Source organism: Bacillus sp. GM2 (assembly GCF_056155945.1).
On sequence record NZ_JBRKSZ010000001.1, the window covers coordinates 32,935 to 55,355 of the forward strand.

Genomic DNA, 22,421 nt, shown 5'->3' on the forward strand with positions numbered 1-22,421 from the left:
TAACAATTCGCACATCTCTGTTGACTATAGGTAACTATTCCGTCTATACTGAACGTAAATACTTTCGTAAGGAGATTCGATATGGCTCTTACGTGGATATCAAACGACTTTGAGCGCAACACCAAAGCGTATATAACAATCGAAAAGCAACGACGTTTATTTATTTCGGCCGGTGCGCGGCGCGTCATCGGACTGCCTACGGACGGACCGTTTTATTTATCCGTCGCATATGACGCGGCTGAAAAGCGCATTGTTGTCGGCAAGCCCGAACTCGTTAAGCAGCCGGATGTCAAACCGTTCAAGTTCGATAAGCGCGGCAATGTTTCGGCATGGCCGTTCTTGCGTAAAATCGGCATTGATTTCGATAAGCTTCCGCAACGATACTATTTGATCGGCGATGGGGAAGCGTCAAAACAACCGTACCTGGCCTATCCGAAAGGCACATACGCGTTTCAGTTAGACGAAAGCTGATCCGCAAGTGCTCGCCCTACATACCACGCAACACGCGAAGCGATTCCGTTCCCAACGATCCGATACTGCGCCGATAAGGAGATATCGTCTGGCAGGACGTAAGTGTCTGGCGCAGATTGGATTCGGAGACATTCACGGACTGTGAAACGTCGTGGTGCTTCGGTCGGATGAATCGGCTGACCGCTGTTATGATGCGCCGGAATCGTGTTCGACGTTTTATCCATCGACTGCACGCGATTGGCTTGATCGTAAGTGTATTCGCTTTTTGGCGTCCAATAAGATTTTTCGTCGTGGTTATCGTAAAACAAACCGTAAGGAACTCCTTTATACATTACCGCAGGAATAGTTCGCGAAGGCTCTTCCATCGTAACCGGACGATTTTTCGCAACCGATGCAGGATTACGGTCTAAGTATGCGATCTGCTTATCGTTTAGCTGAACGCCAGGCTCCGGAAGATCCCCGATAACATCCCGCAATACCTTCGTTTGATAATCGCCTTCTAACGGCTTCGGAAACTCGAAAGTGATCCCGAGGTCTTTTCGTATTCCGACAATGAACACGCGCTCTCGCTTCTGGGCCACTCCGTAGTCCCACGCGCTCAGCACCTTCCAACTAATCTCGTAACCTATTTCGTTAAATTTTTCGATAAGAGCATCGAATGTTGGACGATGTCGCTTCGTAATCAGCCCCTTCACGTTTTCGAATACGAAGGCTTTCGGTTGCTTGCGCTCAATAATTTCGAGGTAACGGAAGACTAATTTACCGCGTTCGCCATCTGCTCCCGCGCCTTTACCCGCAACCGAGAAGTCTTGGCACGGAGGACCTCCGAAGATTACATCTGTGTCCGGCAAGCTATCGATATCAATTTCGTTAATGTCCGCCTGTTCTACGTAATCGCCGAAGTTGTGGCGGTAGGCTTTGACGGCATTCTTATCGAAGTCCAACGCCTTCACGATATGGTAGCCGGCCGCTTTGAATCCGATTGCGCCAAGTCCTCCTCCGCAGAATAATTCGAGTACCGTAAGTCCGTTTGCCGGCAGTTGCGGTGTTAAGTTAAAGTCGCCCATATATTCGCTCCTTTCGGTTAGTGGTCCGGGATGTAGCGATGCATCACGCGGACTTGTCAATACGGTATAAGCCGCCTCATCCCAATAAACAACGCGCTTCCTTGATAAGTATCGCGATGAATACTTTCCGTCCTGTGGATTCGGTTCGTGATTCGGTATATTCGTCAAATCAACACCTCCGCCATCAACGCGTCCAGTTTCGCATATAATTCATCGATCGTTCCGTCGTTTGTAATTTCGTAGTCAACTTCGAAATCCAGCAACGCAAGCTCAGTCGGATGCTCTAAGTCGGCAAGCTCGAAAGCATCGCCGGCTTTTTTGGCGCGTTCAATACGGAGCTCGACCGGAGCTGTTATGCGGATAAATACGAAACCTTCGTCCTTCAGACGCTGATATTCGTTAGACTGCCGACAGTCGTCGATGATTACGCGATTCTTCAGTGACGAATTATTTCCGCATTCGCAAGGATGGCGGTCGAGATAGGCGGCTACTTTCGGCATAAGAGCGTCGATCCATACGTCCTCTCCGAAGGCTTCCCGCGCCCACTGTCCGAACTTCTGATAATGAGCGCGCGGCTTCGGATTTCGCGGAACGTGAGGGAATGCGCGGTGAAATGCGTCTTTTAGTTCGTCGCCGAATGCGAACGGCTGGAAATCGTAGTGAAGCGAAATGTATGACGCGGCGAGCGACTTGCCTGCGCGAAGTGGTGCGGTTAGGGCGATCTTCATTGGCGTTCCTCCTTCGGTACGTATTCGACAATTTCAAAACGTTTACTTATCTCGGCCTTAATCTCTTCACGTTCCGCGGTCGGTAAGTCGTAGTAGTTTTTCGTTTCAAAGTACGCTAAATTTTTGGTTTCGCTTGTGATTACGCTTTTGGCCGCTCCCTTGGTGAGATAAGCGACCTTTCGTCTGCGTGCTTTCATCCGCTCGCCTTCATAGTAAATAACGTAAATCACATCGCTCATCGGCGTTCCCTCATTGCGTTAAGAAGTGCGGCAACCTCTTCGGCAGTGAACAAGCGCATGTCTGAGTCGGCTTCCAGGTGCGCCACCTTTCCGTCCGTTTCCTTTGCGGCATATTTCAGCGCCTCCAATTCTTCTCCGTGCCTCCGGTTGTCTTTGTGCAGCGTGTCGATTTCGTCTTTGATACGTTTATTCTCGCGTTCCAACTCCGCAACACGCGTCGCCAGGTTAGCGATAACGTCGATCGGGTCGGATGGTTGCGGTTCTTCTTCGGAGGATTCGACCGGGACGAGGACGCGGTATTCTTCGTACTCTGCGTCTAAAAAATTCTCACCTAGAACGCCATTAACCAAAAAGAAGGACCCGTTGTCATGAAAGTCGTCAACTTCTTTTACGGAGTCGACAAATCCTTTCGGAAAATCATCGCTCTCAGTTACGATAACCTTCTCGCCTATTTCCGGCTTACGATCGACCATTTCGTAGCGCTCCGGACCGTCAGGGCCGTCAATGTGGGCGATATTGGTCGGTTCGAGAGTATTTACGAAATCCTGACGTATATAAAACCCGCTTTCGAGTTTATAGTCGCCCTCAAAACCTCGGACTTCTACAACATGCTCTGCCGAATTGCCCTCGCCTGGAAGTACTACCATATCGCCAACCTTCGCCTTCCTATCGACCTCTACATATTCGCGCTTAATGCCGCCAAGTGATTCGTCAGCCAATACGTGGATTTTTTCGTTAGTTTTCGTCATAATATCGCCCTCCCGTTATTTAATAACCCGCAATTCTACCGACTGCCGGCCGAACTGTACTGCGTCTGCTTCATTCGCGACCAACAGATCGAGCCGTGCGCCTTTAATCATGCCGCCTGTGTCGATCGCCTTCGCCCGGAAATTCGAACCGTCAGCGAGTCGGACTTCAACCGTAGAGCCAAGCGCAATCACAGACGGATCGACCGCTATGACGCGTGCTCCCTCGTAGTAGATCGAATGGCTGACGTCGACTCCCGTTTTGGTGATGCCGGTGCAGCCTTCCGAACAGAATGCGGTATAAGCCGAGGCCTCGAACGTTTTCCATCCCGATTCAACTTTTGTACTCTTTACGGACATCTGCTTCGACTTCTTCAGCGCCTTGATTTCGTCCTCAAGCGCCTGTATCTTCGCGTCCATTTTCGTTATCTCTTTCGTTAATTCTCTGTTGCGTGATTCAGCCGATTGGATGGCGGCCTTCTCTGGCGTTATCCTTGGCGGTTCTGGCGGCTGATCTGCCGGACAGTGGCCGGAGAATAGCTGCGCTGTTAGCGTGAAATTCGTTAGGATTCCGATGCTTACACCTCCGTTTTGACCAATTCGCCAATGCTGACGGGGAATTTCGGTTTGACTAATTCGCAGACGGCTTTCGCGTACTCTTGAATTTCGACTTGGCTATCGTGTGCTAGGCGTTGGTTTAGGAAATGCGCGACCGATTGAAGCGATGCCGTCCAGTAGTAGCGTACGTACATTCCGTAAGCCGGAAGGAATAGACGCGCTTGTTCGGCGCAAACCCCCGATTTCATTGCCCGTTCATATAAACGCTCACCGAACGCAACGAAATCGAGTAGATCTTGCTTGGCTATTTTGCCTTGGCTTTCCGGCAGTGTTTCGCCGCTTCCTTGCTTCGAATTTTCCGGGGCAGATCGCCATTCGTCCACTTGCGGAATATAAAACTCAGGCTCTTCGGTAACATAGCGCCGACTCGATTCGTTCCACGCGTCCATTGTATGATCGGACCCGACGATATATTTCCAGTGCTGGCGCGCAACCATCAGCGGAGCATAGATTTCGAATTGAACCGTTGCATGTCGAAACGGTGACGTATGGCCTTCCCGCGCAAGGAATTTAATGAGCCGGATGTCCTTTTCGGATAGATCGGTAGATTCCTTGTCGTAGGATACGCGGGCTGAGTTAACGACTGATAGGTCGGAACCCATTACGTTTATTAAACGGACGTATCCGCGGTCGAGTACATCAATTTTGTCGTTCATCTATTCGCCCTCCTTCGCTAGACTTTCGAAAACTCTTCGGTATTGGTCGTTAATAGATTTCGTAACTATTTCTCTCGCTTTCTCTTTTGTTGTGATCCGAAAAGTGCAATCGTCTTCTCCGTACATTTCGGAAGTGACAACATAATCGCGAAACAGTTCGTTCATATATTCGAGATCGCCCGCGCCGTAAAACTTTCCGTTAATGAAACATGCGTATGTTTGTGGCATTATATCAGCTCCTTCCCCATCGGTTCTCCGAAATATTCCGGATGTGGACTACCGACCCCGCTACTCCCGAATCCGCCCGCACCCCGATCGCTATCGCCCAACTCGGCCACTTCCGTAAATGCCGCCTGCTCGACCGGTTTAATTACGGCCTGGGCGATGCGATCTCCTTTGCGGATGATGTACGTTCCCGCACCGACAATTTCGTAAGGTATGTCGACCAATGTTCCGCTCACACTTTCCGCATACCCTCGGCAAACATTTATGAGTGTGCCGGCCTCGTTAGTATCGTAAATCCATTGCGCAATATTATCGACAATCACTCCGACCTCGCCCCGATAGCCCGCGTCAACTGTACCGAGCTGAACGCGAAGCTTCGTCTTCAGCGTAATGCCGGAGCGTGGCCGGATCTGCATTTCGTAGCCTTCCGGAATCTCGAACGCTAGCCCCGTTTTGACTAGCGCGGTTTCTCCCGGCTCGATGATGACGTCTTCTGCCGCAACCAGGTCGAAGCAGGCGTCTGAGGCGTGAGCATATTGCGGAATTTGTGCATCGGGTGACAGGCGTTTAATATTTACGTTCATACGAAAACCCCCTCGTTAATAACTGCGCATATACTTTCGTAAATGGACGCTTACTCGAAATAGAAATCGTCATCCTGGAGCGCTTCGACCGTAGCTTTTTTGTAAGAATTTCCCTTTTGACTGAAGAAGTCGTGGGACTTTGTTTTTGTACTTAACCCGTTCATTACAATCGGGTTCGGTGTTTCATCAGCAAAGTACGGATCAAAGCCGATGTTCATCAACGCCTTGTTTCCGTTGTATCGAACGAACTTTTTAACGTCGTGAGTCAGTCCGACCTGATCGTAAATATCCTCGGTGTAGGCGATCTCGTTTTCGTAGAGTTCCGCAAGCAATTCGACGGCGAAGTCGCGTAGTTCGAGTTGTACGTCCGTCTCTTGTCTATTGTAAATTTCCTGTGCGAGTAAGCCGACATAGACGCCGTGGATCGCTTCGTCACGGATAATTAACGAGATAATCTCGCCTGAGCTCGTCAATTTTCCCTGACCGGCAAAATATAACGGATAATAAAAGCCGCTGTAGAAAAGGAAACTTTCGAGATAGACTGAGGCGACCATCGCCTTGTATAACGAAATGTCATCGCCTGCCTCAATCGCGTTGTACAGCCCGCCAATGATTGCGGCTTTCCGCTGCAAGTAGCGATTCGTCTTCACCCATTCGAACAGTTCCGTTATTTTCTCCGTCGGTGCGAGCGTCATGAAGATGTTCGAATAGGATTTCGCATGGACTGCGTTTTCCATCATCGCCATAAAATTCAGCACGGCTTTACGTTGGTGGCCGGATACCTGGGCGGCAATTAGCGGCATACCTTCGTTTCCTTGCTCCGTGTCGAGCAGCGTCAGCCCCGCGAGAACTTTCATATACGTATCCTGTTCGTTGGCTCCGAGGTATTTCCACGTTAGAAGGTCGCCATTCAGCGAAATCTCTTCCGGCAGCCAAAACTGCTTAACGTTCTGTTCGTAAAACATTTGCGTGAATCCGTCGTCGTGTTGCGACCAGTTGGCCGCTGTATATTGCGTCAATTATTCGTCCTCCAATCTCTCTAGCGCCTTGTAATTATTTGTAATCGATTCGTTGATCATTAGATTCTTCTCGCTTTCTCTTGTGATGGTAACCCTAAATAGCACAGTCATCTCTTCCCGTACATCTCAGCAGTAGACAACGTAATCGCGAAACAGTTCGTGCATATATTCAAGATCTCCGGCACCGTAAAACTTTCCGTTTAAGAAACAGGCATATGATTTGCGACATTTCATTAACACACCTCCTCTCCACTTAAACCACGCACGACAAGCAGCCTTCCTGCCCTGTATCCTTCGTTCTTGCATAGTAAAGCGTCTTGATCCCTTTGTGATGTGCGTATAGGTCAATTCGGTTTAGATCGCGCGTCGTCATCGTATCTTTTAAGAACAGCGTAAATGAGATGCCTTGATCGACGTGCTGCTGAATCGTTGCGATCATATCGACGACTTTAAACATATCCATGTCGTACGCTTCCTTGTAGAAGAACCAATTCTGCGCGCGATAGCCCCGGCATCGGATAATACGTCTTCGAATTGCCGTACGTACGCTCTTCGATTCGCTCCATAATCGGCATGACCGACGCTGTCGCCGACTGCACGTACGAAATCGATCCCTGTCGGTGCGATCGCTAGTCTATACGAATGATAGAGTCCGTGTTTCCGTACGTTATCCTCCAGCCGAACCCAATCGATGCGTTCCGGAATTTCAACGCCTTCAAACAGCTTCGCGACCTTCTCCGTTTTAGGACGAAAATCTCCCGCGACGTACTTATCGAAGTAGCTGCCGTCCGCATACGTTGATCCTTCGAATCCCTCGAACGTGCTGCCGGTTTCTTTTGCGAGCTCCATCGAACGCACAAGCGACCAATAATTGACGAGCGCAAAGAATACGTTAGCGAAGTCCCGCGCCTCTTCCGATTCATAAGCGATCCCATTCTGCGCAAGATATCCGTGCAGATTCATCGCGCCAAGTCCGATCGAACGCATCTGACGGTTAGCCTTAGCGACTGCAGGCGCGTTCTTGATATTCGTTGATTCCGATACGACCGTCAGCGCATCAACAGCGAGCTTAACCGTTTGCTCGATCGACTTATTCGCCATCACGTTCGCAATGTTCAGCGAGCCGAGATTGCACGAAATGTCGAGGCCGATCGCGTCCTCTTCGCCGTAGTCGGTGTACTCCGAAACTTTGGACGCCTGACAGCACCTCTGCTACAGAGATTCGAAAACTTTAACCTTCGAAATGTGATTCAGCGCATGAGCTCGCGTTTACGTTATCTCCGAAACATGATGATACGGATAGCCCGACTCGGACCGCAGAATCGGCAAGCTTTTCGAGCAGCTGACGCGGATTAACGCTTGTCTTTTCGTACCGTTCGGATTTTCGACGAGCTTCGTCGTACATTTCTCCGATATCCATTTCGTCAAGATGCGTCGCCGTATTCCTTATAGACCGTATGCGGATAGAAAACGTATGCTGTCCCGATCCTCGCGAGCCAGTTCGATGAATTTATCCGGAATGACAACGCCGATCGACAACGTCTTGACCCGGACGTCTTCATCTGCCGCTGATCTTCTTGGTGTCGAGGAAATCGTTGATATCCGCGATGGAATACGTTCAAATACGCAGCTCCTGCCCCAGAACTGCGTCGCCTTGCTTGATCTGCATATGCGGCAATGGCATTATCGAGGAGTTCTCATGACTCGGCAACGACGCCGCTTCGTTACGTTCTCGTATCCCTTTGATCGATTCACCTTTCGCGCGTAGTCTTCGATAAGATTCAAACTGTGACGCCTCCGCCCATCTTCGATAGTTGGCGATCGCTGTTCCGAGTTCGCCATGTTGAATATCGTTCAGCGAGTCGCCCACTTCAAGAAGGAAACACGATACTAAGTTCGCCGCGGCGTTTGCGGCCGGCATTCAAGAACGTCGGCGTGGCCGGTTGGTATTCTTGACGGATCATCATTTCCGCAAACTCGATCGCCTTGGCTGCGTCTCCTTTCGCAAAGAATAGCGCACAGACAGCGATCCGGTCTTCATAGCGTTCGAGGATCTTCTTCTTATCGTTCGTCTTGAGCGCATAATCGTTGTAAAACTTGAACGCACTCATGAACGAAGGAAAACGGAACTTCTTCGCGTATGCCGCCTTGTAGACCGCTTTGATTTCGTCGAACGTATACGGCTCGAAGACTTCGCGTTCGTAATAGTCGTTCTCGATCAGATAGTCGAGCTTTTCGCGCAGATCGTGGAAAAAGACCGTATTCTGATTCACGTAATCTATGAAATAACTGCGGACGGCTTCGGCATCCTTTTCGAATTGAAAGCCGCCGTTCTTCCGTATCATAATTTCGTTATTAAGTTCGATATACTTCGCTTGTTTATTCGTCAATAGCGCTCACCCTTTCCGTAAATATTCGCTCACAAACTCGCGAACTTTAGCGACATCCTCCGCCGTGCCCGCCAACTCAAACTTGTGAACGATCGGCACTCCGTATTCTTCCGCAATCAGATCCGCCGCCTTTGCGAAGTTGCCGCCCCAGTTGCGATTGCCTGACGCAGCCACGCCCGCCAATAAATCGCCATTGTCCGCGAGAAAATCCCAAACGGTGCCGGCGACCTGGCCGAATCCGTAAGTTCCCGTTACCAACACGAACGGTTCCGTTAAGAGCATATCCGCCTTGATTTCGACCGCAGGCAGGCCGGTCTTGGCTACGAATCGGCGGACGTTTCCGGCCAGCGAGTAGTAGGCGATTAGCATAACGACGCCACCAGCACTCCGATAGGAATTGCGAACATAACCATGACGACTGCCTTTGCGAGCTTATCCCTCGTGGTTTTAACTTCGACTGTTAGAGCGATCCACGCAAAGTAGAGTAGGCACGCTATCGCAACGTATGTCATTCGATCGACTCCTTCCGTTTTAGTTCCGCCTCTATCTACGTCTTTTTGCGCCAGAATCCGGTCACGCTCGTTTTTCAATTCGACTCAGCTTCCGTATCGTGCCGGCTGATTGCGTAATCAACATCTGTAAGTTGTTCGTCAAGCCACCGTAAGGACTGTCGCAACTGTGCGACCGGGACGCCGCAGCATTCGTAGGTCATCGGTTAACAACTCCGACAATATCGTCAATGTGTCCGATCGTTTTCGTAATATAAAAGATCTTGTAACCGGACCCCCTGAGCGAATTGACCGTCGCTTCTGCATCCGTATCAGACTCCACACGGAGTATCTCCGCATCTTTATACGAAAAGCCTTCCTCTTTACCCGCAATAATGAAATAACCGTTTTTCATTTCGTCTCCTCCTCTACGTCCTTTTGAACGTGTTTGTGTTCGAGATAGGCGTTTTGTAGCCGGACAGCGCTGCCACAGATAACTACCGCCACCATGAAGACTGCTATGATACTTATAACGACCCAAACAATCACACCAATAACCGGAATCGCGAGTAGAAAATTAGTGACAAAATATCCGATACATCCTCCCGCGACACTCAGACCGATTAGCGCAACGATCGTTAGGGCTTCGATAAGTCGCTGCTTAAACATTCGATCACTTCCCTCCGATCGTGTCGAGGATTTCCTTGATCGCGTAGTATTCCGGATTGATTAACGCTTTGATTCCTTCGGTGATCGCATAAATACCGAATCCTCCCGGAGGAACCACTAAAAAACCGACAGCAAGCACCACGAAAAACCATTCGTAATCCCAATTACAATGCCGCTCCCCATACATCTTTATAGTCATCTTCGTAATTATGACTCCCGCGACCACTGCGATCATTAGAAAAACGGCTCCGATAATTACAGCAGTCACACCGTTAGCAACCGCCTGCTTAACGAGAACTCCGTATACATGCTCGGCTGCGACTCCGAGCTTTGCCGCCAGCTTATCGATATACTCCATCGCTTTATCCATTCGACTCACTCCTTCGGTTTAATAATCTTCTCGCGAATCAGATACGTAAGCGCCACCGCACAGGCATCGCTATGATCGTCTGTTGCGAATTTGTGGTCGGCCGACAAACCGAGCCATTCCCGAACGCTCTCGGCAACTTGCGGCTTCTTTGCGTTTCCGTTTCCGGTGACTGTTTTCTTAACGTTAGCCGGCGTCACATGGACGTCGATATCGTATCCGTATCGGTGTAGCGCCCGCTCAACTGACGACCAGGTTCCGTGAATCTTATTGTTCTGCGCATAGTTGCGGCTCGGCGGCCAAATCTCCCGAACGATCACATCGAACGGTTGGTTGTCGCGAACAAACAGTAGCGTAAACGCTTCGATCTCTTCGTAGCGCAATGGCTGATCGGTTGATGCGGACGTTTTAAAGTGGGCGGATTTTATGAGGCGAGCTTTTCCGCCCTTTGCTTCGATGATTGCGAATCCCGGCGATGTTAACGAAAGGTCAAGGCCGAGGACCCGGATAGGCTTGGCGCTAGTCATTCTACGACCTTCCATGAATAGGCGGACCCTTTTTTCGTCTCCTCTAAGGTGATTTCGCCAAGATTTACGCCTTCTAGGTACTTAAACAGATCGCTCATGAAAATCTCGCACCTAATATCTTGCGATTTATCTTCGATAACTAGACCAGCGCTTGATCTCGTAGAAAACCAATCGACCACTTCAAAACGACCTGTCTCACGTTTTTTCTCACGTTCCATTAATTTGAGGTCATTTCCGCAATGATGTCGCAGAAAGTACGGATTTTTAACTTCAGCATCACACGCGCTACAGTAGTAAACTTTAATCTTTCCCGCCATCAAACCGCCTCCCCTTTGCGTACTCTTTCGATAAATTCGAGCGCCTCAACGTACTGCCGTTTCGTAGATTCGTATACGTTCGATCTCCGTACCTGCGACACCTTTGCGCGAAGCTCCGCCAGTTCTTCGTCAGTCAACGACTTCGCAATCGCCGTTTTGTATCCGTTAAACGTCCAGCCGTTCAGATCTAACGGTAAAGGCGTTCCCTCCTCGACAGATTTGCGGATCTCTACGAATCTATCAAATAGCTGCTCGACGTCTTCTTCCGTAATTTCGATGCCGAACGCCCGCATATCCGGAGACTTTTCGAACTCTCCTTCCGGATACACCCACGACTTCTTGGCCGCGTTCACGTAGAGAATAACGTACAGGTCGACGCCGTACATCGGACCGTAGGCGACGCATTGCTTGACGTGCTTTTCTTCCGGCTGTCGCATCGAATGAAGGGACGTTTTGGCTGCCGTTGTTTGCTTCGATTTAATTTCGAGACCGACGCGCAGTACTTCGCCGTCTTCCGTTACATAGCGCATGATGCCATCGCACGTTCCGTAAAGGTTGAACGAGTATCCACGATGTGTGACCGGATGATTCCTTTTCGCGAAATCCTCGAACATCGGCGTTCCGTCTTCGTTCTTTTCGAAGCTGAACGGACAGGGGCGGCCAGTCTTCTTCTCGAAATGTTTCTCCATGAAGAGAATGTCGCGCTGGATCACGTCACCGATCGCTGTACCAATTCGAGTCCACCGTCCTTGATACGGAGGCTTTTTCGTTTCGTCCCTCGGAGATCCGATCGCTTTATGGTATAGCTCGCGCGGGCAAGCGTTAGCAGATGACGGCGAGAAATACGGCTTCTTCGGAAATACTTTCGGAGCATTGGCGTACCATTTATGAATCTGCGCGTCCAGGGCGTTATCCCACGTCTCCGGCAGCGAGTGCCATTCGTTCAGATATTCGACCAATTCGTCCGCAATCTGCTGCGCGTATGTGGTCGGTTCTTTTATGTGTGCCCGCAGTGAATTTGCGGCTGATCTTCCGTTTATATTCGTCAATTAATCGTCTCCCTTCGTTTTAAACCACTCTTCCACGGGAACTCCTTCGCCCCATCTTCGCATCACTTCGATATCTGTTCCGTTAGGTACAACGTCTCCCCAACGATATGAATTAAGCATGATATCGCGAATGTCTTGCGCTTCCTCCCACGTAAAATCCTCCGGAACTTCGAATATCAATTCGTCATGTACCGTTGACCACAGCGCCCAGCCCGGTTTGTTAGCGCAATATTCATGAGCCTTAATCATCGTGACCTTCGTTTGTATAGACGACGATCCTTGAACGCGGGCATTTGTCGCCTGCCTCAAAGCACGATTGATCCGCGAGTTATGTTTCCTGGCGTCTTCATATTTTGGATCATTCCATTTTCCGTACGGAATGTTTTTGCGCGGTAATTTCGCATCAGGCAGCCGGCGTTTACGCGCTTTTAAGTCCGCCCATACATATCCGTTCTTACGCACAAATTCTTCGTTCTCTTTAAGCCACGCCGATAAATCCGGCATACTTCCGAATAGCTCACCCTTAAACTTTGTCGCCTCTTTTTTATTAACGCCTAGCATATCCGCAAGAGAATAGTCACTCATCCCATAAAGTGTCGCTAACCACACGACCTTCATTTGCTTACGCTCCTTAGTGTCTGAGCCATCGGCGTTTTTATAGACTTCCTCGTACGGACGCTTATAGAAGTTTGATGCCATCATAGCGTAAGGATCGCGCTCCTCTAAAAACGCGTTTATCAGTACCGGCTCTCCGGATAAATAAGCCACACACCGAATCTCCTGCGCTTTAAAGTCGGCACCCAGCAACACTTTTCCGGGAGGAGGGCTAAACATCGGTCGGGCTTCTTGAGGCTGATTCTGTACGTTAAAGCCTTGATCTGTTTTATCCTCATCATCCTTGCCGGAGCTGAATCTTCCCGTTACGGTTCCCATCGGATTAAAGCGCGAATGCCAACGCTTAGTTGTCGGATTTTGCTTCAATGGCAGAGTTTCAATGTAGGTACCGGAGAGCTTCGTAATTTTCTTGTACTCCAACAACTTTGCAATGACTTCGTGGTCGCCTTTTAGCGGCTTTAATGTTTTCTTTGCGTCCATGTTCGGAAGCTCTTTGCCGATCGCCTTCGAAAGTGCAGGGCGCATCTGTTGGGTTGAGTTTAGATTTAACGGACCGCCGCCTTCACGGAACGGAGTCAGCTCCGTAACTAATTCCGACCGCAACTCTTCCGCACGCTTATGCAGTTTTTCTCCGTATTCCTTTGCGAAATCCAAGTCGAGGATATATCCGTTAGCTTCTAAGTCGACAATTACGTACAGCAATGGAATTTCAACGGTTTGGTAATACTCCAAAATCGTAGGCATTTTTTCCGTGTGTTGACGTTGAAATTTGTACAGCTTCCACGTTAATTCCGTATCTTTAGCTGCGTAAACTAGCGCGATGTCTAATGGCACTTCTTTGAATTGCGCGTCCCGACCAAACAAAGCGTCGAACGTATCTGCCGGCGTTTTTAGATATTTTGGCGCCAAGTCTTTTAATTTAAATGAACCGGCACCACCCAATGTGCGATCACCTTCGTTTTCATTTAGCATGTGCATCGCAGTCATCGTATCCCAAACGACGCCTTTCAGCTCGAATCCATGTCGGCGAACCATCGCAATATCGAATATCGCGTTGTGCAGGACCTTTCCGATCGACTCATCGTTAAATACCGGCGCCAACCCTTCGAGCACGTATTCGCGACTCAGTTGCCGGCAATCGACGTGATCGACCGGGATATAAACGTGCCAGTCGGCGTTTGGGAGAGTGAGCGACAGCCCGACGATAACATCGGTGTAAACGTCTACGCCGGTCGTTTCGGTATCAACTGCGATAATTCTTTCGTTACTTAGCGCCTCAATTAGTACCTGGAACCGGGCTTCTGTCGTAATTAATTCGTAGTTCTCCGGCGTATTCTCGACCATCTTCCGTAAGGTTTCTTCGCGCTGTGATTCTTGCAGCGTCTTCCATAATCGCATCGCCTCCGCTTTGCTGAACGCCTTCGGGTTTCCGGCCTTGTTCACGCAGTCAGACGGATTCCTGGCGAGCTTGCCCGCGTCCATTGCCGCTTTGACTTCGTTTAAGCGTTGGCGGTCAGTCTCCGATAGCTTGCTTGCGAAAATCCGGCGCCAGCTTTCCTCGATTGGTTCGGCCGTTTTCGCCTTATGCTTCCGCTTGGCTGTTTCGGCAACTTTTTCGTTTTTAACTTCGTCACTTTTCGGCGTCAAAGCGCTGAGATTTAACCGTAGATTGCCGAGTTCCATTCGCATCCTCCTTCCGCTTATGACGTTATAAATCTTCGCGGCTTACATATTTCCGTCTGTATTCCGCCTCGTTATCCGCATACCAATCCGACCAGCAAGCGTTGTCGCAAAAGTACCGGTCGAAGAGCGAATCGTATGTTGCGGATCGCCCTTCGTTTAATACCCGGCTACATGCGGCGCAGATGGCGGCAGGTTTTGCGTCCACTTATTCGACGTCCTTTCGATCGAACCGCGCTTCGACTGGCGCTATTAGTTCGATGCTTGACTGATTTTCTGTGCAATTTCCATGCTTCTGAGTAGCGACTTTTACGCTACCATCCTCGGCGACATCTACAACTTCGCAAATTTCCCCATCATATAAATACTGAACCATATCACCGGCCTTATACTCGCCCACCTCGCGTCCGATTGCAGCCCATTTTTCGATCTCTGCGGCCTCCTCTTCCGTTAGGGGTTCGAGTTGATCAGGCGTTGCGTATCCGCGAAAGCACTCACCCCCGGTAATACTAATGCTCTTGCCACGTATGTGTGGGTATTCGGGGTTTTCGACTTCATATACTTTTCCGTTCTCATACCCGCAAAGAGGAAGTTTGCCGCCGCCTGATTTCAGCCGAACTTTAGCGCCTTTCTTAAACTTTGCGCGAGCTGCCGCGTCTTTTGCTTCGGCAACTTCTTCGTCAGTTGCGTGGACGAGTTCATCTTCGTAAAAAATTCCGGCTTCATCTCCGTTCAATTTTTCGCAATGGAAGGGCGCAAAATCTTTGTCGTCTCTTTTTATTAGTACGATTTCATCGATTTCCGCGTAATGACCGCTTTCGTTCCCGACAACCTTCGCATAATCACCGACTTTCAGGCGTTCAGGCTTCGGCTCGGCCTCAGCGCTTGCGGTGCTTACTTTGCGGTAGACTTCGAAAACATCGTTCGCTGAGGTATCAAAATCGTCATCGACTTCGTCAGTCAATGATACGCGGATCTCCATGTCCAATCTACGCTGATCAGATTTCGTACATACTTATCTGCGGTTAGATATTCGTTATCGTGAGCTTCGATCAAACTTAACGAAATCGCCCGCCTTCGCTTCGCTCTTGGCAATCCGTACGTATTCCGTCTTGGCTTCGCCTTTTAGCGCAGCAACGTCGGATTTTAGGGATTCGATATCCTTTTCGTTTGTGCTGACGCGATCTTCTAATGACGGTTGAGATGCGGAGACTTTGCGGAAGAATGAAAAGGTTCCCGGTTGTACGCCCATTAGATCTCCGTCATCATCGATATACCTTAATCCACTATCGTAGATAACCGGATAGAAATGACCGAGCGATACGAATGTCATTGGTTCTGAAATTCTTAATCCAATATCACCTAGCTTCCCCTCGCCTTCCACACGCTCATACTCCGCACCGTTATACGCAACCTTCGTAATTTCACCGTTCACCATATCGAGAGTCTTAACGCCAGTAAGTTTCGACATCGAATCGTCCTCCTTTTATTGACCGTCCGACCCGGTAAGGTCAAACCGCCTCCGCTTCGTTTTTAACTTCGTAAAGTTCCCGATTAAGGGACAGCGGCAGTTCTACCCACCGCTTGCTCGCACGATTAGTTGATTTCGCCCAATATTCGCGCTGATTTCCTTCGTTTTCAAACATCCAAACGCGAGGCATTTCGCCCGGATCACCCAATACGCCGATAAAATAATCAACGTCGGACCGATCGTAGGGCTCGCCTTTTCCGTTCGTTGCGTATAGAACGAGTTCATTTTTGCGGTCAGGCCTACGTCGAAACGTTTTGACCTGAACCTTGTATTCGCGACCATTCAGCGGGTCTTCCGCCTTGAAATCGTAAGGCTGCGCGAGTTGGGGGCGCGATACTGCGTACCCATTCGCTAACAGCGCCAACTCTGCGACAACCTCCGAGTATTTTCCGACAACTTCGGTTAGATGCGCCATTCAATCGTCCCCCTTCGTTTTATTAAAACGGTAAAGTTTCTTCGTCATCTTTTTCGTTATTGGATCCGGCGCCCAGTGATAAGCCGATCAGACTAATATCGAATCCTGCTGCGACTAGGTTCTCAATCTGCGTCTTCTCGTCGGCTTCGAAAAGGAGGCCGTCGAACAAAGACATATCGAATTCTTTTCCGTCGTATTTATTGAAGTTCTCGCGTTCCTTATCCGTTAGATCCTCTTCCATATCGATAAACGGCGTTAAGCTGACCGTCGTTGATGTTCCGGAACCCGTTTTCGAAAGCTCAAACGCAACCTTTCCGAGTTTCTTTTCGAACTTCGTGATAACTGCGTAAACGGCCTGCGCTTGCTTTTTCGAAAGGTCGATGATGATTGGATTGCCTGTTTCTAAGTCGATGAATCCGAGTGCATAACGTTCTTTGACACGATACTTGGCGGCTTCTTCCTTGTACTTCTCTTCCGCTTTTGAGTCGCCCTTATCCGCAGCCTCCTTCTTTAAATCCTGATAATACTTCCAAGCGAGATCCCACGGTGTGTAGTCCGCAACCGGAAAGCCTTTATCGTTCATTTTGCTAGGATTCTGCGCAACAAACGAGTTTACTTTCTTGTAGATACCGTAGCTGTAGAAACGAATAAGGTCTTCGGTACCGAGTACGCGAACCTTGAAGGAAGATCCCGACTTAAAGCTCGTAAATTCCATCCCGTTTCCACTTCCGCCTTCGTTCGTTGAGTTTAAAGCATTGAGCGCCGCCACGCCTTTTTGAAATTGGCCCATTCGATTTCCCCCTACGTTTTAATTTTGAGGCTTTTCGCCCTCGCAAAATGCCGGTATCTGCGTCCGAAACGCCGCCAGCGCTAAGCAGTAGCGACGCGACTCTGTTACTTAACGGCCGCCCCGACATTCTCCGAGCGCCGGGCCGCAATGTCCGCCGCCCTCATTCGCCTTCTTCGCGATTAACTTCGTAAATAAGTCGGCCAAGTACAAGCGCGGCAATCACCGCAAATATTTCGAACAACCATGCGTTAGACATAGGCGGCAACTCCTCTCGCTGTACGCGTCAGTTCGCGTCTTAATTCGTGCGATTCCGCCGGCAATTCGTCAATACGCATACGAACCGCATTAATTCGAGATTGCAACGCCAATTTAGTCGATAATGACCGGGCGCGCGACAAACGGTCTTCTAAATGTGCGATCTCTTCTTCGAGTTCATCGCGAAACTTATCGATCCTAGCCACCTCTTCCGTAATTTGTTGCGACATTTTCGTAATTTCTTCCGCAATGAAATTCGTCACTTTACGCCGAATTCGATTGATGTAGCTTTTATTCGGTGGGATCACGGTCTTAACAACGTCTGCATCTACCGCAAGCATGAACGTTGCTCCACGATGGGAATACATCCGAGCATCTTTTCCGTTGTTGTCCGGACCGATGCCGCAGTAAATCGCATTAGATAACATCTGCGACGCCCATGCTTCCGGCGTTTGGTTGCCGATCTTAAAGCGCTTGGTAATTCGTTTCTTTGCGTGGTGGGATAGCGTTACTTTCATCCGACGCGCACCACCTGGATCGAAAGTGGACGGTAGTAGTCCGCCGGATCTTCGTCGACCGGCCATGCGCCTTGATATAAAATTTCGGTAAGTTTGCGCTGATCTAGCGCTGGATACGTATTAAAATCGATAAATTTGGGGATATTCATAGTACGTTCGCCTCCATATTGTTTAGGTAAAACGCACTAGACCGAAAGGTGTGTTCGCATACTGTTCGCTTGTCTTTTGACAACAGATTGTATATGATGAGGATGTAACGAATGCCTTCCGGGCTAGTTACGTATAGAAAATTACGCTGTTAATTGGGATTGGCAGTGTGCCCTGAACCGTTGGATGAACTTACGGTGAGACTCGGGATTTCCTCCAAATCGCTTCGCCAAAAGCGATGAAATTTCCGAATCGTTTGTGCATCCTCGGTTCCAAATTGCCAATATCGTTTTTTTTCGTGGGTCGTCCTGCGCCAACAGGGCGATCTTTTCTTTTAATAAAACCTCGCCTACGACGTTCGCCGAAATGTCTTCAGGTTCCCATACAGTTCCATCCTCACCTTCGAATGAGGTGTCGTATCTGATTCTTCTCTTTTTCCCGGTTAAAAAGTCAGCTCTTACACTTCTGATTATTTTTTGAATGAGAGCTTTCTTCTCTCTCCCGTTGTCTCTGAATGCCAACAAAGCTTTTCCGATTCGCCAATAGCATTCTTGCTCAAAAGAAGTGAAATCTGGAATTAGATGAGCGATTCTTTCTGACTCCCTTATGACATATGGAACGGCACCGCTCTCCAAAGCAATTTTAATCCTATTCAATTGTTTTTCTTTCAAATGTTTTTCCTCCTTTGCCCTACACTATATAACACGTAGTTGGCATTTACTTTTGGGACATCGTTTCCGGAATTTTTTCTTATCTTTATTTTTTTTGCTAATTATTTAGCTTTTTGTTGACATAAATTAAAGAATATTGTAGAGTATAGACATATCTAAATAAACCCTACAAAAACAGCCTGAAACGTTGGGAGACGTAGCTTAAGGCTTTAATTTGTAGTGTCTAAGAAGCTGAATAAATAGCTTATGAACACAGTTTATTAAAGATTTCTTTAAATGTCAACTTGTTTTTTAAAGATTTCTTTAGTTTGTTTTCATGAGCCATTAAGGATGGTTGATATGATTACGTTTGAAAGAGTTAAAAAACTTTGTAAAGATCGAGGCATAAGCCTCTCAAGACTAGAAGAAAATGTAGGATTCGGAAAAAACTCTATTTATTCATGGAAGCAGAATAACCCTTCGAGTGACAAACTCAAAAAAGTAGCCGACTACTTCAATGTATCTGTTGACTACCTACTTGGCCGTACCGATGATCCGAAAATACAAGGCCAATACGACATAGATACTATAGCCGCTCATCACGATGGTGAAGATTGGACAGAAGAAGAGTTAAGGGAGATCGAACGTTTCAAAGAGTTTGTCCGCTTAAAAAGAAAACAACAGGAGTAGTTGAGATGTACGAAACATTACTTTCGGAGGCTACTCACCTTGGTATAGACACCTATGAAAAACAAATGCCTCATAGACTCAAGGGATTGTACTCAAAAAATGTTATTTTGATTAATAAAAACATGGAAACCTCTTATGAAAAAACTTGTATACTTGCCGAAGAACTTGGTCATTATTATACATCGAGTGGGGATATAGTTGATCAAGATACAATTGAAAAGCGAATACAAGAAAAAATTGCGAGAACGTGGGCTTACGAAAAGCTAGTACCTTTGTCCAAAATTGTTCAAGCCCACAAAGAAGCTATAAAAAATAGGTATGAGCTTGCTCAGTACCTTGAGATTACAGAAGAATTTTTAGATGACGCCATTAAGCGCTATAAAGAAAAATACGGTGCTACTGTTAACTACGGTGGATACACCATTTGTTTTGAACCACTTGGTGTAATAGAGTGGATTGACAATTCTTTTTAACCTAAAAATCGAACATACATTCTTTTTAAGGAGGTATGGACGACCTGTACGAATGGATCGTCGAAGAATAACCAGTAGTCGGTCGTTGACGGGATTAAGTGTCGCCCGTCAACGCAAGACTTGGCTGTTTAGGTAACTTAAGACGCCAGCTCTTGACGTCCTCCGCACGCTCATACACCGCCATCAACTCCGTTCTCCCTTTCGCAATCAATAGTTCATTCGCATCCTTTCCTTCCGTAATATATCCGTGTGCCAGTCCGACTTTCCCGTATAAATAACGCTCGACCTCCGCCCGCAACTTCTCGCCGGCCTTATCGTTATCCGTCACGATGGTTACGTGTTCGATCGGAGACTGAACGATAATGTCCGCCTTCCGTTGGTTGAACGAAGACCCACCGGTTCCGATCGCCGGCACTCCCGCCGTCATCCACGATTGCGCATCGATCTCCGCCTCGCATAAGACAACACGCTTCAGCCGCCGGTCATACACGACATTCATTCCGTAAACAAGGTCCCGTATTGGCCAGCCGCCTTTGACGTACCAGAACGCCTTGCCCCGCGTTGACCGGTACTTTACGTTAGCAAGCCGCCCGTTCGGCAACCGCCAAGGCAACGCAACCGCACCGCCAGCCATACCGACGCCCATTAGCCGCTGGACAGCCGGCATGATTCCGCGCTTGTTTAAATAATCGTTAGGCCCCGCAGTCACGTCGTCGAGAATCGATTCGCTCAACGGTTCGCGATTCTTTGCGATCTTCAGCTTCGGCAGCCTCAGCGTTAATTTACCGTCGTCTGATTCCGGCGCGTACGAATCGATTAGGTATTCGACCGTCTCCTCTTCGGTTTCTTCGCGTAAAAACGCAAGTAATTTAACGAAGCCACCCCGTGCATACTCTGCGTCATAATAGCCGCTATCACCCCAATAGCCGGCCTTCGCGGTCGCCGTGTCTTCGAGATAAACGTAAAAGCTCGGCGACCGGTCATATCGGAAAGGGCTTGCGGACAGGAGTCGCTCGTCCGTCCAGGTCGGCCGCGTCCATTCGAACTGTTCGAGCTCATATCGTATGTCGACGTCGACCGGACGGCCGTTTAACGTCAATGTCGGCACTTTAGTCCCACTCCTTTCGTCTTAGAAATCGAACTGATCCGCTCCCCCTAGCTGCTTAATGACGCCGAACTGCGGCAGATAAATGATCTCAGCGCTCTTCCCTTCGCCGCCATCACGGCCTTTGTTCAGACCGATCAGGCCTCGCCCTTCCTCTGCGTTCGTATCCACCGCAATCAATAACGCAGCATCTTCGAGCAACGCCTTCGTTTTCTTGACGTCCTTACGCTGCGGCAACTTTAATTCGGAATCAGCGTCTTTCCCTTCACCTTCTTCTGCTTGCGTCAACGCAAAGACAGTCGTTTTTGTTTGACCGGCTAGACGACGGAGTTTCTTCGATGTTTCGGCCGCGTCTCCACCCGCAGTCTTTGACGTGTTCTTTTCGTAATCTAAATAGTAAAACGGATCGATTAGCACGACGTCAGCTTTCGTTTCAAGGATATCCGCCTTCAGATCGCGGAGTTTCCGGGAGTCGAAGTCCTCGTCGTCTACCGCGCGGACAATGATGTTGCCCGGAATCAATTCGTTCATCTTATCGAGGAACTCCATAAAGCCGGATTCGAATTCGTCGGATAGCTTTCCCTGGCGAACATCCCGCGAATTAAATCCGGCCTCAATATCGACGCCATCAAGATTCGCTTTTGTCACGCCAATGCTTGCCGAAATGGAAACGTAAAGCCTGACGAGAACCTCATACCATCCCATCTCCATCGACCAAATCAGAACGTTCGCCCCCTGCATCGCGCAATTAATCGCTTCCTCCAACGCTATGGCCGATTTTCCCCGGCCGGACTTCCCATAAATAACGTATACGTTCGACGAAACATAGCCGCCCATCGCCCGGTTTATGAAGTCGAATTTGCTGCGCCAGATCCGGAAAGACTCACCAGCCTTTCGGTTTTCATATTCGGCTTTGAATTTGTCGATATCTTTTTTGATGTCGGTGCCAACCGAACTACGAACGTTTGTTCTAATTTTAAATCTTTCGGCTTGCTCCGTCAACCAAGAAAAAAATTCTTCCGGATTATCTTGCGCGCTCTCCCACCGCTTCATAAATTCGGATTCTCCGCCGTCTCCTCTACCGTTAACAATTTCGGAAAAGTCCCGTAAGGACGCGTAATTCTTCAATTTTTCCGCAAGGTAATCGTAATTGGCCTCGATATTAAAATCCGGCTGGAAGTCCGGCACCTCATTCGCAACCATTTCGGCCGTCGGCGCCTGCCCTCCGTGTTTCTCCGCATATTCCGTGATGTATCGAAGTGCCTTGCGTTCGCCTTCCGTCGGCAGATCCTCGGCGGTAATATTAAAGCGCAACAGCGCATTCGGATCGTTCTGTTCGATTACCTTCGATAGCATTAAAACACCGTAGTTCATCCGCGATCCCTCCTCTTC

30 protein-coding genes and 1 pseudogene are annotated in these 22,421 nt (G+C 48.8%); 3 read left to right on the top strand and 28 right to left on the bottom strand.

Going from position 1 to position 22,421, the window contains the following annotated elements:
- The first annotated feature begins 81 nt into the window (after window positions 1-81).
- A complete protein-coding gene (locus tag ACVC9U_RS00230) occupies window positions 82-471 on the top strand; it encodes a hypothetical protein (protein WP_326335708.1) in 390 nt (129 codons plus the stop codon).
- Here the strand turns inward: ACVC9U_RS00230 and ACVC9U_RS00235 are convergent.
- From ACVC9U_RS00235 to ACVC9U_RS00360, 26 genes and pseudogenes are all read right to left on the bottom strand, one after another.
- A complete protein-coding gene (locus ACVC9U_RS00235) occupies window positions 453-1,538 on the bottom strand; it encodes a DNA cytosine methyltransferase (RefSeq protein ID WP_441389987.1) in 1,086 nt (361 codons plus the stop codon). The genes ACVC9U_RS00230 and ACVC9U_RS00235 overlap by 19 nt on opposite strands.
- Before the next feature lie 164 nt (window positions 1,539-1,702).
- Complete coding sequence (locus ACVC9U_RS00240) at window positions 1,703-2,266, bottom strand: nucleoside/nucleotide kinase family protein (protein WP_440097388.1); 564 nt, start codon at window positions 2,264-2,266, stop codon at window positions 1,703-1,705.
- On the bottom strand, window positions 2,263-2,505 hold the full coding sequence (locus ACVC9U_RS00245) for a hypothetical protein (protein WP_048350014.1): 243 nt from the start codon (window positions 2,503-2,505) through the stop codon (window positions 2,263-2,265). The genes ACVC9U_RS00240 and ACVC9U_RS00245 overlap by 4 nt, the downstream gene beginning before the upstream one ends.
- Window positions 2,502-3,254: a hypothetical protein gene (locus tag ACVC9U_RS00250; protein ID WP_441389988.1), complete on the bottom strand. Its 753-nt coding sequence runs from the start codon at window positions 3,252-3,254 to the stop codon at window positions 2,502-2,504. The genes ACVC9U_RS00245 and ACVC9U_RS00250 overlap by 4 nt, the downstream gene beginning before the upstream one ends.
- 15 nt (window positions 3,255-3,269) lie before the next feature.
- A complete protein-coding gene (locus ACVC9U_RS00255; RefSeq protein WP_441389989.1) occupies window positions 3,270-3,671 on the bottom strand; it encodes a 3D domain-containing protein in 402 nt (133 codons plus the stop codon).
- Between the two features lie 158 nt (window positions 3,672-3,829).
- Complete coding sequence (thyX, locus tag ACVC9U_RS00260) at window positions 3,830-4,525, bottom strand: FAD-dependent thymidylate synthase (RefSeq protein WP_048350016.1); 696 nt, start codon at window positions 4,523-4,525, stop codon at window positions 3,830-3,832.
- Window positions 4,526-4,753 (bottom strand): hypothetical protein, encoded by a 228-nt coding sequence (locus ACVC9U_RS00265; RefSeq protein ID WP_048350017.1) that lies wholly within the window; start codon window positions 4,751-4,753, stop codon window positions 4,526-4,528.
- Entirely contained in the window at window positions 4,753-5,334 is a 582-nt protein-coding gene (locus tag ACVC9U_RS00270; protein ID WP_048350018.1) for a dUTP diphosphatase, read from the bottom strand. The genes ACVC9U_RS00265 and ACVC9U_RS00270 overlap by 1 nt, the downstream gene beginning before the upstream one ends.
- Before the next feature lie 50 nt (window positions 5,335-5,384).
- Window positions 5,385-6,353, bottom strand: a complete 969-nt coding sequence (nrdF, locus tag ACVC9U_RS00275; protein WP_441389990.1) for a class 1b ribonucleoside-diphosphate reductase subunit beta — start codon at window positions 6,351-6,353, stop codon at window positions 5,385-5,387.
- A gap of 253 nt (window positions 6,354-6,606) precedes the next feature.
- A pseudogene (gene nrdE, locus ACVC9U_RS00280) lies at window positions 6,607-8,698 on the bottom strand (class 1b ribonucleoside-diphosphate reductase subunit alpha).
- Window positions 8,699-8,749: 51 nt separating this feature from the next.
- A complete protein-coding gene (gene nrdI / locus ACVC9U_RS00285; RefSeq protein WP_440097383.1) occupies window positions 8,750-9,112 on the bottom strand; it encodes a class Ib ribonucleoside-diphosphate reductase assembly flavoprotein NrdI in 363 nt (120 codons plus the stop codon).
- 217 nt (window positions 9,113-9,329) lie between these two features.
- Window positions 9,330-9,455: a hypothetical protein gene (locus ACVC9U_RS00290; RefSeq protein WP_441389993.1), complete on the bottom strand. Its 126-nt coding sequence runs from the start codon at window positions 9,453-9,455 to the stop codon at window positions 9,330-9,332.
- Window positions 9,452-9,646 carry a hypothetical protein gene (locus tag ACVC9U_RS00295; protein WP_080626778.1) on the bottom strand — a complete coding sequence of 65 codons (195 nt, stop codon included), beginning with the start codon at window positions 9,644-9,646 and terminating at the stop codon, window positions 9,452-9,454. Before ACVC9U_RS00295 ends, ACVC9U_RS00290 begins: the two co-directional genes overlap by 4 nt.
- Window positions 9,643-9,900: a hypothetical protein gene (locus ACVC9U_RS00300; RefSeq protein ID WP_080626777.1), complete on the bottom strand. Its 258-nt coding sequence runs from the start codon at window positions 9,898-9,900 to the stop codon at window positions 9,643-9,645. Before ACVC9U_RS00300 ends, ACVC9U_RS00295 begins: the two co-directional genes overlap by 4 nt.
- A gap of 4 nt (window positions 9,901-9,904) precedes the next feature.
- Entirely contained in the window at window positions 9,905-10,270 is a 366-nt protein-coding gene (locus ACVC9U_RS00305) for a hypothetical protein (RefSeq protein WP_080626776.1), read from the bottom strand.
- Between the two features lie 5 nt (window positions 10,271-10,275).
- Complete coding sequence (locus ACVC9U_RS00310) at window positions 10,276-10,794, bottom strand: crossover junction endodeoxyribonuclease RuvC (RefSeq protein WP_048356261.1); 519 nt, start codon at window positions 10,792-10,794, stop codon at window positions 10,276-10,278.
- A complete protein-coding gene (locus tag ACVC9U_RS00315; protein ID WP_048356262.1) occupies window positions 10,791-11,111 on the bottom strand; it encodes a hypothetical protein in 321 nt (106 codons plus the stop codon). Before ACVC9U_RS00315 ends, ACVC9U_RS00310 begins: the two co-directional genes overlap by 4 nt.
- On the bottom strand, window positions 11,111-12,160 hold the full coding sequence (locus tag ACVC9U_RS00320) for a hypothetical protein (protein ID WP_441389994.1): 1,050 nt from the start codon (window positions 12,158-12,160) through the stop codon (window positions 11,111-11,113). The genes ACVC9U_RS00315 and ACVC9U_RS00320 overlap by 1 nt, the downstream gene beginning before the upstream one ends.
- Window positions 12,161-14,458 carry a DNA polymerase gene (locus ACVC9U_RS00325; protein WP_441389995.1) on the bottom strand — a complete coding sequence of 766 codons (2,298 nt, stop codon included), beginning with the start codon at window positions 14,456-14,458 and terminating at the stop codon, window positions 12,161-12,163.
- Window positions 14,459-14,663: 205 nt separating this feature from the next.
- Entirely contained in the window at window positions 14,664-15,437 is a 774-nt protein-coding gene (locus tag ACVC9U_RS00330; protein ID WP_441389996.1) for a hypothetical protein, read from the bottom strand.
- A 54-nt stretch (window positions 15,438-15,491) separates the two neighbouring features.
- Window positions 15,492-15,926: a hypothetical protein gene (locus ACVC9U_RS00335; RefSeq protein WP_441389997.1), complete on the bottom strand. Its 435-nt coding sequence runs from the start codon at window positions 15,924-15,926 to the stop codon at window positions 15,492-15,494.
- A gap of 40 nt (window positions 15,927-15,966) precedes the next feature.
- A complete protein-coding gene (locus tag ACVC9U_RS00340) occupies window positions 15,967-16,401 on the bottom strand; it encodes a PDDEXK-like family protein (RefSeq protein ID WP_016885241.1) in 435 nt (144 codons plus the stop codon).
- A gap of 22 nt (window positions 16,402-16,423) precedes the next feature.
- A complete protein-coding gene (locus tag ACVC9U_RS00345) occupies window positions 16,424-17,191 on the bottom strand; it encodes a hypothetical protein (RefSeq protein WP_145677629.1) in 768 nt (255 codons plus the stop codon).
- A gap of 248 nt (window positions 17,192-17,439) precedes the next feature.
- Window positions 17,440-17,964: a hypothetical protein gene (locus tag ACVC9U_RS00350; RefSeq protein WP_144573590.1), complete on the bottom strand. Its 525-nt coding sequence runs from the start codon at window positions 17,962-17,964 to the stop codon at window positions 17,440-17,442.
- Window positions 17,961-18,113, bottom strand: a complete 153-nt coding sequence (locus ACVC9U_RS00355) for a hypothetical protein (RefSeq protein ID WP_164972520.1) — start codon at window positions 18,111-18,113, stop codon at window positions 17,961-17,963. The genes ACVC9U_RS00350 and ACVC9U_RS00355 overlap by 4 nt, the downstream gene beginning before the upstream one ends.
- Before the next feature lie 141 nt (window positions 18,114-18,254).
- The gene (locus tag ACVC9U_RS00360) at window positions 18,255-18,782 is read right to left on the bottom strand and encodes a hypothetical protein (RefSeq protein WP_046132594.1); all 528 of its coding nucleotides are present in this window, start codon (window positions 18,780-18,782) and stop codon (window positions 18,255-18,257) included.
- Window positions 18,783-19,121: 339 nt separating this feature from the next.
- Between ACVC9U_RS00360 and ACVC9U_RS00365 the strand changes: the two genes are divergently transcribed.
- Both ACVC9U_RS00365 and ACVC9U_RS00370 read left to right on the top strand, forming a co-directional pair.
- Window positions 19,122-19,451, top strand: coding sequence for a helix-turn-helix domain-containing protein (locus ACVC9U_RS00365; RefSeq protein WP_046132595.1), 330 nt, complete (start codon window positions 19,122-19,124; stop codon window positions 19,449-19,451).
- 5 nt (window positions 19,452-19,456) lie between these two features.
- Window positions 19,457-19,924, top strand: a complete 468-nt coding sequence (locus tag ACVC9U_RS00370) for an ImmA/IrrE family metallo-endopeptidase (protein WP_441389998.1) — start codon at window positions 19,457-19,459, stop codon at window positions 19,922-19,924.
- Between the two features lie 94 nt (window positions 19,925-20,018).
- On the opposite strand, the gene ACVC9U_RS00375 is transcribed toward ACVC9U_RS00370, so the two are convergent.
- Both ACVC9U_RS00375 and ACVC9U_RS00380 read right to left on the bottom strand, forming a co-directional pair.
- A complete protein-coding gene (locus ACVC9U_RS00375) occupies window positions 20,019-21,032 on the bottom strand; it encodes a toprim domain-containing protein (RefSeq protein WP_129093890.1) in 1,014 nt (337 codons plus the stop codon).
- 21 nt (window positions 21,033-21,053) lie between these two features.
- The gene (locus tag ACVC9U_RS00380) at window positions 21,054-22,403 is read right to left on the bottom strand and encodes a DnaB-like helicase C-terminal domain-containing protein (RefSeq protein ID WP_441389999.1); all 1,350 of its coding nucleotides are present in this window, start codon (window positions 22,401-22,403) and stop codon (window positions 21,054-21,056) included.
- Window positions 22,404-22,421: the final 18 nt, after the last annotated feature.

Coding starts and splice junctions, on each gene's coding strand:
- ACVC9U_RS00230 (WP_326335708.1), top strand. CDS start 82: ATGGCTCTTACGTGGATATCAAACGACTTTGAGCGCAACACCAAAGCG.
- ACVC9U_RS00235 (WP_441389987.1), bottom strand. CDS start 1,538: ATGGGCGACTTTAACTTAACACCGCAACTGCCGGCAAACGGACTTACG.
- ACVC9U_RS00240 (WP_440097388.1), bottom strand. CDS start 2,266: ATGAAGATCGCCCTAACCGCACCACTTCGCGCAGGCAAGTCGCTCGCC.
- ACVC9U_RS00245 (WP_048350014.1), bottom strand. CDS start 2,505: ATGAGCGATGTGATTTACGTTATTTACTATGAAGGCGAGCGGATGAAA.
- ACVC9U_RS00250 (WP_441389988.1), bottom strand. CDS start 3,254: ATGACGAAAACTAACGAAAAAATCCACGTATTGGCTGACGAATCACTT.
- ACVC9U_RS00255 (WP_441389989.1), bottom strand. CDS start 3,671: ATGGACGCGAAGATACAGGCGCTTGAGGACGAAATCAAGGCGCTGAAG.
- thyX (WP_048350016.1), bottom strand. CDS start 4,525: ATGAACGACAAAATTGATGTACTCGACCGCGGATACGTCCGTTTAATA.
- ACVC9U_RS00265 (WP_048350017.1), bottom strand. CDS start 4,753: ATGCCACAAACATACGCATGTTTCATTAACGGAAAGTTTTACGGCGCG.
- ACVC9U_RS00270 (WP_048350018.1), bottom strand. CDS start 5,334: ATGAACGTAAATATTAAACGCCTGTCACCCGATGCACAAATTCCGCAA.
- nrdI (WP_440097383.1), bottom strand. CDS start 9,112: ATGCTAATCGCCTACTACTCGCTGGCCGGAAACGTCCGCCGATTCGTA.
- ACVC9U_RS00290 (WP_441389993.1), bottom strand. CDS start 9,455: ATGACCTACGAATGCTGCGGCGTCCCGGTCGCACAGTTGCGACAGTCC.
- ACVC9U_RS00295 (WP_080626778.1), bottom strand. CDS start 9,646: ATGAAAAACGGTTATTTCATTATTGCGGGTAAAGAGGAAGGCTTTTCG.
- ACVC9U_RS00300 (WP_080626777.1), bottom strand. CDS start 9,900: ATGTTTAAGCAGCGACTTATCGAAGCCCTAACGATCGTTGCGCTAATC.
- ACVC9U_RS00305 (WP_080626776.1), bottom strand. CDS start 10,270: ATGGATAAAGCGATGGAGTATATCGATAAGCTGGCGGCAAAGCTCGGA.
- ACVC9U_RS00310 (WP_048356261.1), bottom strand. CDS start 10,794: ATGACTAGCGCCAAGCCTATCCGGGTCCTCGGCCTTGACCTTTCGTTA.
- ACVC9U_RS00315 (WP_048356262.1), bottom strand. CDS start 11,111: ATGGCGGGAAAGATTAAAGTTTACTACTGTAGCGCGTGTGATGCTGAA.
- ACVC9U_RS00325 (WP_441389995.1), bottom strand. CDS start 14,458: ATGGAACTCGGCAATCTACGGTTAAATCTCAGCGCTTTGACGCCGAAA.
- ACVC9U_RS00330 (WP_441389996.1), bottom strand. CDS start 15,437: ATGGAGATCCGCGTATCATTGACTGACGAAGTCGATGACGATTTTGAT.
- ACVC9U_RS00335 (WP_441389997.1), bottom strand. CDS start 15,926: ATGTCGAAACTTACTGGCGTTAAGACTCTCGATATGGTGAACGGTGAA.
- ACVC9U_RS00340 (WP_016885241.1), bottom strand. CDS start 16,401: ATGGCGCATCTAACCGAAGTTGTCGGAAAATACTCGGAGGTTGTCGCA.
- ACVC9U_RS00345 (WP_145677629.1), bottom strand. CDS start 17,191: ATGGGCCAATTTCAAAAAGGCGTGGCGGCGCTCAATGCTTTAAACTCA.
- ACVC9U_RS00350 (WP_144573590.1), bottom strand. CDS start 17,964: ATGAAAGTAACGCTATCCCACCACGCAAAGAAACGAATTACCAAGCGC.
- ACVC9U_RS00355 (WP_164972520.1), bottom strand. CDS start 18,113: ATGAATATCCCCAAATTTATCGATTTTAATACGTATCCAGCGCTAGAT.
- ACVC9U_RS00365 (WP_046132595.1), top strand. CDS start 19,122: ATGATTACGTTTGAAAGAGTTAAAAAACTTTGTAAAGATCGAGGCATA.
- ACVC9U_RS00370 (WP_441389998.1), top strand. CDS start 19,457: ATGTACGAAACATTACTTTCGGAGGCTACTCACCTTGGTATAGACACC.
- ACVC9U_RS00380 (WP_441389999.1), bottom strand. CDS start 22,403: ATGAACTACGGTGTTTTAATGCTATCGAAGGTAATCGAACAGAACGAT.